The organism is Micromonospora mangrovicola (genome assembly GCF_047200535.1).
Taxonomy (GTDB): Bacteria; Actinomycetota; Actinomycetes; order Mycobacteriales; family Micromonosporaceae; genus Micromonospora.
In genome coordinates this window covers 46,201-52,886 of sequence record NZ_JBJZOG010000044.1, presented here as the reverse complement: position 1 = coordinate 52,886, position 6,686 = coordinate 46,201, and the positions used below count along the sequence as shown (strand labels likewise).

At 78.3% G+C, this 6,686-nt stretch carries 6 protein-coding genes; all 6 read right to left on the bottom strand.

Annotation, left to right across the window (positions count from 1 at the left end):
• Window positions 1-148: 148 nt before the first annotated feature.
• From cobA to cbiE, 6 genes are read right to left on the bottom strand one after another with little or no spacing between them, the layout of a single operon-like run.
• Window positions 149-1,783 carry a uroporphyrinogen-III C-methyltransferase gene (cobA, locus tag ACL02O_RS18880; RefSeq protein WP_412819408.1) on the bottom strand — a complete coding sequence of 545 codons (1,635 nt, stop codon included), beginning with the start codon at window positions 1,781-1,783 and terminating at the stop codon, window positions 149-151.
• Window positions 1,783-2,373 carry a precorrin-8X methylmutase gene (locus ACL02O_RS18875; RefSeq protein WP_412819407.1) on the bottom strand — a complete coding sequence of 197 codons (591 nt, stop codon included), beginning with the start codon at window positions 2,371-2,373 and terminating at the stop codon, window positions 1,783-1,785. The genes cobA and ACL02O_RS18875 overlap by 1 nt, the downstream gene beginning before the upstream one ends.
• Entirely contained in the window at window positions 2,370-3,449 is a 1,080-nt protein-coding gene (locus tag ACL02O_RS18870) for a HoxN/HupN/NixA family nickel/cobalt transporter (protein ID WP_412819406.1), read from the bottom strand. The genes ACL02O_RS18875 and ACL02O_RS18870 overlap by 4 nt, the downstream gene beginning before the upstream one ends.
• Complete coding sequence (locus ACL02O_RS18865; protein WP_412819405.1) at window positions 3,446-3,649, bottom strand: 4Fe-4S dicluster domain-containing protein; 204 nt, start codon at window positions 3,647-3,649, stop codon at window positions 3,446-3,448. Before ACL02O_RS18865 ends, ACL02O_RS18870 begins: the two co-directional genes overlap by 4 nt.
• Complete coding sequence (gene cobJ, locus ACL02O_RS18860) at window positions 3,637-5,355, bottom strand: precorrin-3B C(17)-methyltransferase (protein WP_412819404.1); 1,719 nt, start codon at window positions 5,353-5,355, stop codon at window positions 3,637-3,639. The genes ACL02O_RS18865 and cobJ overlap by 13 nt, the downstream gene beginning before the upstream one ends.
• Window positions 5,352-6,665 carry a precorrin-6y C5,15-methyltransferase (decarboxylating) subunit CbiE gene (gene cbiE, locus ACL02O_RS18855; protein WP_412819403.1) on the bottom strand — a complete coding sequence of 438 codons (1,314 nt, stop codon included), beginning with the start codon at window positions 6,663-6,665 and terminating at the stop codon, window positions 5,352-5,354. Before cbiE ends, cobJ begins: the two co-directional genes overlap by 4 nt.
• Window positions 6,666-6,686: the final 21 nt, after the last annotated feature.

The window sequence follows — 6,686 nt, the reverse complement described above, 5'->3', positions numbered from 1 at the left end:
GGTGGGAGGGTTGGTGGGGGGGCTGGGCCGTGGGGGGGGGGGGGGGGGGTGGGGGTGGGGGGGGGGGGGGGGGGGGTGGCCCCCCCCCCCCCCCGCCCCCGGGTTCGGCCGGCCCGGACTACGGAACCGGGCCGGCCGAACCCACCGGTCAGCCGCGCAGGTCGACCACCGGGCCGACGACGAAGACCGCCGGCGGCCGCACCTCCTCCCGCGCGGCCAGCGCGCCCAGCTCGTCCAGCCGGGACGACCACGACCGCTGTCCGGGGTGCCCGGCGTCGCGTACCACCAGCACCGGGGTGTCCGGGGCGCGGCCGTGCTCGACCAGGGCCCCCGCGATCTTCGCGATGCTCTCCACCGCCATCAGCAGCACCACCGTGCCCCGGCCGCGGGCCAGCGCCGCCCAGTCGACCAGCGAGTCGGGATGCCCCGGCGGCAGGTGCCCGGAGACCACGGTGACGTCGTGGGCGACGCCCCGGTGGGTCACCGGTACCCCGGCCAGCGCCGGCCCGGCGACCGCGCTGCTCACCCCGGGCACCAGGACCGTGCCCACCCCGGCCGCGGCGCAGGCGAGCACCTCCTCGTGGCCGCGCCCGAAGACGTACGGGTCACCGCCCTTGAGCCGGACCACCCGCCTGCCGGCGCGGGCGTGCCCGATCAGCGCGTCGTTGATGGCGTCCTGGGTCATGGCCGGGCCCCGGGGCACCTTGCCCGCGTCGACCACCAGCACCCCGGGACGCAATCCGCGCAGCAGCCCGGCCGGGGCGAGCCTGTCGGCCACCACCACGTCCGCGGCGTCCAGCATGGCCTTCCCGCGTACGGTGATCAGGTCGTCGGGGCCGGGACCGCCGCCCACCACGGCGACCTGGCCGGGGCGCAGCGCCGGCTCGTGGTGGTGGTCCCCGTGGTGATGGTGGTGGCCGTGCCCGTCGGCCGGGTCGTCGGGGTGGTGGTGCGGCGTCTGCGGCCGGCCCACCTTGTCCGCGAAGCCGGGCAGCGCCACCCGGTACGCGCAGGTGTCGCAGTTCATCCGGATGTCGCCGCGCAGCGCCTCGGCGTGCCGCTCGAGGACCAGGTCGGCCAGGGCGTCGCAGTCGCCGATCACGCCGGCCACCCGCACGTCCAACTCCCGGTGGCCGGCGGCGTACGCGTCGGACTGCGCCCCGATCCGTTCGGGCAGCACCCCGGCGAAGAGGAAGTACGGGGCGACCACGATCCGTCGGGCGCCGAGCCGGCGCAGCCGCTCCAGCACGGCCGGTACGGACGGCTCGGCGAGGGAGACGAAACCGGGTTCGACACCCGCGTAGCCGCGCCCCTCCCACAGCAGCCGGGCCACCTTGGCGACCTCGGCGTTGGCGTCCGGATCGGTGGAGCCGCGGCCGATCAGCGCCACCCAGGTGCCGGCCCGGTCGTCCCCGTCCAGCGCCGCGTCGATGCGCCGGGCGAGGACCTCGTGCAGCAGGGGGTGCGGCCCGAGCGGCCGGCCGTACGCGTACCGCAGGCCGGGGTGGCGCTGCCGCTCCCGGGCGAGGGCGGCCGGGATGTCCCCCTTGCCGTGCCCGGCGGCGGCGAGCACCAGCGGCAACGCGACCAGCCGGCGGTGGCCCCGGGCGACCAGCGCGCCGACCGCGTCGGTGAGCGGCGGGCGGGACAGCTCGATGAAGCCGCCGTCGACGTCGTCGACGGCGGCCCGGCGGCGGATCCGCTCGACCAGCGCGGCGAACTGGGCAACGCCGGCCGCGCTGCGCGTGCCGTGCCCGACGATCAGCAGCGGGCTGCGGTCCATCACTTCTCCTCCAGGTACAGCAGGGCGTTGAGCGCGGCGGCGGCGACGGCGGAGCCACCCTTCTCTCCCACGTTGGACACGGCTGGCAGGCCGCCGGCCCGCAGCGCCGCCTTGGACTCGGCGGCCCCGACGAAACCGACCGGCAGGCCGACCACCAGCGCCGGGGCGACGCCCAGGTCGATCAGCTCGACCAGCGCGGTCGGGGCGCACCCGACCACCCACACCGCGCCGGGGCCGACCCGGCCGTACGCGATCCGGACCGCCGCCGCGGCCCGGGTGAGCCCGGCGGCGCGGGCCAGCTCGGCGGTGGCCGGCTCGGCGACCGGGCAGACCGGCGGCCGGCCGGCCCGGGTGATCCCGGCGGCGACCATCCACACGTCGGTGACGATCGGCGCGCCGCCGCGCAGCGCGGCCAGCCCGGCGGCGAGGGCGTCCTCGGCGCAGACCAGGTCGGTGACGTAGTCGAGGTCCGCGCTGGCGTGCACCACCCGCTCGGTGACCGCTCGGGTCAGCGGCGGCAGGTGCGACAGGTCGACACGGTCCCGCAGGATCCGGTACGACTCCGCCTCGATCGGGTGCACGGTCCTCATGAGGTCGCTCCGCCGTAGCGGCGGTCGTGGCCGCGCAGCCGCCAGAGGACGATCGCCCCGCCCCAGGCGAGCGCGAAGAGCGTCACCACGGCGTAGCCGAGCTGCTCGAAGTGGTCGGCGATCGCGGCGTACCCGGTCAGCGCGGTGACGCCGAACTGGTCGGCGAGCAGCCCGGCCAGGTACACGCTGGCGACCAGGCCGCCCACCACCACGGTCATCCCGGTGGTGGCCAGGTTGTACCAGAGCCGCCGGGCCGGCTGCCGGTACGCCCACGAGTAGGCGCGGCTCATCAGCAGGCTGTCCGCGGTGTCCATGGCGGACATCCCGGCGGCGAAGAGCAGCGGCAGGGTGAGCAGGGCCAGCACCGGCAGCCCGCCGGCGGCGGCGGTGCTGGCCGACAACGCCAGCAGGGTCACCTCGCTCGCCGTCTCCAGGCCCAGCCCGAAGAGGAACCCGACCGGGGCCATGTGCCAGGAGGACCGGACCAGGGTCCGCGCCCGGGCGCCGAGGATCCGGTTCAGCAGGCCCCGGTTGAGCAGCAGCAGGTCCAGTTCGGACTCGTCCAGGCCGCCGGCCCGCAGCCGCCGCCAGAGCCGGGCCAGTCCGGCCAGCACGGCCGCGTTGAGCGCGGCCACCAGCAGCAGGAAGCCGGTCGCGGTGACCACCGCGACGGTCGCGCCGACCTCCTGGAGACCGGCCAGCCCGGCACCGCTGAGCCGGGTGGAGGCGAGCCCGATGACCAGGGCGAGCAGCAGCACCACCGCGCTGTGCCCGAGGGCGAAGAAGAAACCGACGCCGACCGGGCGCCGGCCGCGCAGCAGCATCAGCCGGGTGGTGTCGTCGATGGCGGCGATGTGGTCGGCGTCGAAGGCGTGCCGCACGCCCAGCACGTACGCCAGGGTGCCCGCGCCGGCCAGCCCGCCGGCGGCGGCCGGCTGGTCGTGCCAGTACAGGTAGAGGCTGACGCCGGCGACGTGCAACGCGGCGACCGCGCAGACGATGCCGCCGAGGCGTACCCGCTCGGCGCGGCTCCACCGGCCGGTGGGTGGCGCGGCGGCGGTCGGGGTGGCGGTCATGGCTCTCCTCGGGGTTCGGGGTCGACGCGGATCGCGTCCACGGGGCAGATCTCCAGGCACTCCAGGCAGCCGGTGCACCGGTCGGTGACCCGCAGGCCGGCGGGAGTGGGGCGGATGGCGTGGGTCGGGCAGGTGAGCAGGCAGGCGCCGCAGCCCTGGCAGGGGCCGATGGTCACCGGGACGGCGGTCACGGCCGCCACCGGTAGCCCCGGGGGGTAATCATGCGGCCGGCGACGACCCGGGTCTGCGAGCTGCCGACGACTACCACGCTGTACATGTCGACCAGCGCGGGGTCGAGGGTGGCCAGGGTGGCCAGGTGCACCCGCTCACCGGGCCGGCTGGCGTTGCGGACCACGCCGACCGGGGTGTGCCCCGGCCGGTGCGCGGCGAAGGTCGTCAGCGCCGCGCCGAGCTGCCAGTCCCGGGTCCGGCTGCGCGGGTTGTAGAGCAGCGCCACGAAGTCGCCCTCGGCCGCGGCGGCCACCCGCCGTTCGATCACCGGCCAGGGGGTGTGCAGGTCGGACAGGCTCAGGTAGACGTGGTCGTGCCCGAGCGGCGCGCCGAGCAGCGCGGACGCGGCCAGCCCCGCGGTCACCCCGGGCACCCCGAGCACGTCGATCCGCTCGTCGGCGCCCTCCAGGGCGGGGCTGGCCATCGCGTACACCCCGGCGTCGCCGGAGCCGACCAGCGCGACGGCGTGGCCGGCGGTGGCCTCGGCGACGGCGGTGCGGGCCCGCTCCTCCTCGGCGCCGAGTCCGCTGGTCAGCACCCGGGTGCCGGGCCGCAGCAGCGCGCGGACCTGGTCGACGTACTGGTCGAGGCCGACCACCACGGCGGCGCGGCGCAGCTCGGCGACCGCGCGCGGGGTGCGCAGGTCGGCGGCGCCGGGGCCGAGACCGACCAGCGCTAGCCGTCCGCGCGGGGCGTGCCGGGCGATCGCGACGGTGGCCATCGCCGAGGCGGTCTTGGGCACCAGCAGGGTGCCGCCGCCGCGCAGCGCCGCGGCCTCCGCGACGCTCGGCGTGCCGACGACCGCGCGGACCACCTCGCTGGGGTGCGGCACGTCGACCGCCGCCAGCTCCGCCGCCGGCCAGGTCTCCAGGGGTACGCGGTACGCCTCGGCGGTGGCCCGGATGCCCGCCTCGTCGGCCTTCAGGTCCACGCTGGCCAGGCACCGGAGGCTGGCCGGGCTCAGTCCGGCGTCGGCGAGCGCCCGGCGCAGCAGGCCGGTCACCTCGGCGGCGGACACGCCCCGGCTGGAGCCGATCCCGGCGACCAGGGACGGGGGTCGCAGCACCACGGTTCGCCCGTCGAGCGGCACGACCCGGTCGGTGACCAGGATCCGCCAGCGATGGCCGTCGGTTTCGGCGGCCGGCGGGGCGGCGGGCGGCGGGGCGGTCTCGACGCGGACGTTCGGCGGGAGGGCGGGCATCGGCCAGGTGCCGTCGGCGACCAGCCGGACCGGCTCGCCGTCGAGAACGGCCCGGGACACCGCCGCGACCGCGCCCTCCGCCGGCCAGCCGAGGGTGTCCAGCCCGGGCAGGCCGACCGCGTCGGTGGCGGTGGTGATCACCGGCTGGGCGTCCAGCAGCGCGCCGACCTCGGCGGCGAGCGCGTTCGCGCCGCCCGCGTGCCCGCCGAGCAGGGCGACCGCGTGCCGGGCCGCCTCGTCGACGACCACCACGGCCGGGTCGACGCGCTTGTCGCCGAGCAGCGGCGCGAGGATCCGGACCACCGCGCCGGTGGCCAGGAACGCCACCACGGCGTCGCACCGCGTCCAGGCGGCGCGCAGCGCGTCGGCGGTGGCCCCCGCCTCGACCAGCCGGGCGGACGGCCAGGCGGCGGCGAGGATGCCGGCGTGCCGCCGGCCGGCGGCGGTGGCCGCGACGAGGCCGATCGTGGTCATGGCTGCTCCCAGGTGGACGGTGCTTCTGCGGTCAGCACGACCACCGGGTTGGTCGCGGCGAGGCGCAGCGAACCGCCGGGCAGGTCGGCGAGGCGGGCGGCGGTGAGCTGGCTGCCCTCGACCGCGTACCCGCTGGCGCGCAGCAGGTGGACGGCCGGCGCCACCCGGTCGAGCGCGGCGAGGGTGGCCACCACCCGGGCGGGGCGGCGGGCGGCCACGGCGGCGAGCACGTCGATCCCGCCCCCGCCGACGAAGGCGGCGTCCGGGTCGGGCAGCCCGGCCAGCGCGGCCGGAGCCGTGCCGGTCACCACCCGGAGGTCCACGCCGTGCCGGGTGGCGTTGGCCCGGATCGGTGCCCGCGGGTCGCGCTCGACGGCGATCACCGCAGCGCCGAGCAGGGCGCACTCGATGCCGACGGAGCCGCTGCCCGCGCCGACGTCCCAGATCAGCCGGCCGAGCCGGGGGCGCAGCCGGGCGACCGCGAGGGCACGCACCTCCGCCTTGGTGATCATGGAGCCCCGGTGCGCGTACGCGGCCTCCGGCAGCGCCCAGCCCCCGCGGGGCGCGGCTGCGGCCTGGTTGTCGGCCCGCACCCCCGTGGCGGCCGACGGGGCGAGGCTGAGGACGACGTGCGGGTCGGGCCAGGCCGTCGCGGCGGCCTCCTCCGGCGTGGTCCGGGTGACCCGTTCGTCAGGGCTGCCGAGCCGCGCGGCGACGAGGAGTTCGCGGGGCCACCCGGCCAGGCCGGCACCGAGCTCGGCCGCCCCGGCGCCGGGCGCGGTGAGCACCGCGACCACGGGCAGCGCCCGGCAGGCGTTGAGCGCGGGCCGCAGGTCGCGCCCGTGCGCGCTGACCACCACCGCGCCCTCCCAGGGCAGGCCGGCGCGGGCGAACGCGGCGGCGACGCTGGACACGGCGGGCAGCAACCGGACCGGCAGCCCGGCGGCCCGCAACCGGCGGGCGACACCGAAGAAGCCGGGATCGCCGCTGGCCAGCACGACGGCGGGGGTGCCGGCGGCGACAGCGGCGGCGAGCCGGTCCAGCGCGGGGGCGAGCGGTCCGAGCGTGACGGTGGCGCAGCCGGGCGGCGCCGACACGGCGGCCAGGTGCCGGGCCGCGCCGACCACCAGGCCGGCGTCGGCCAGCAACCCGGCGAGCGCGGGGTGCGCCGGCCGGCCGGCGGCGTCCACACCCACGACGGTCACCGGGACGGCGGACACAGTCGGAGGTGCATCGACCGCGGCAGGGTCCCGCGGGGCGGCCGACGCGACGCCGGCGGGCCGGCCCTCGCCTGCCGCGGTGGCGGGCACATCGCCCGGGAGCGGTATGCC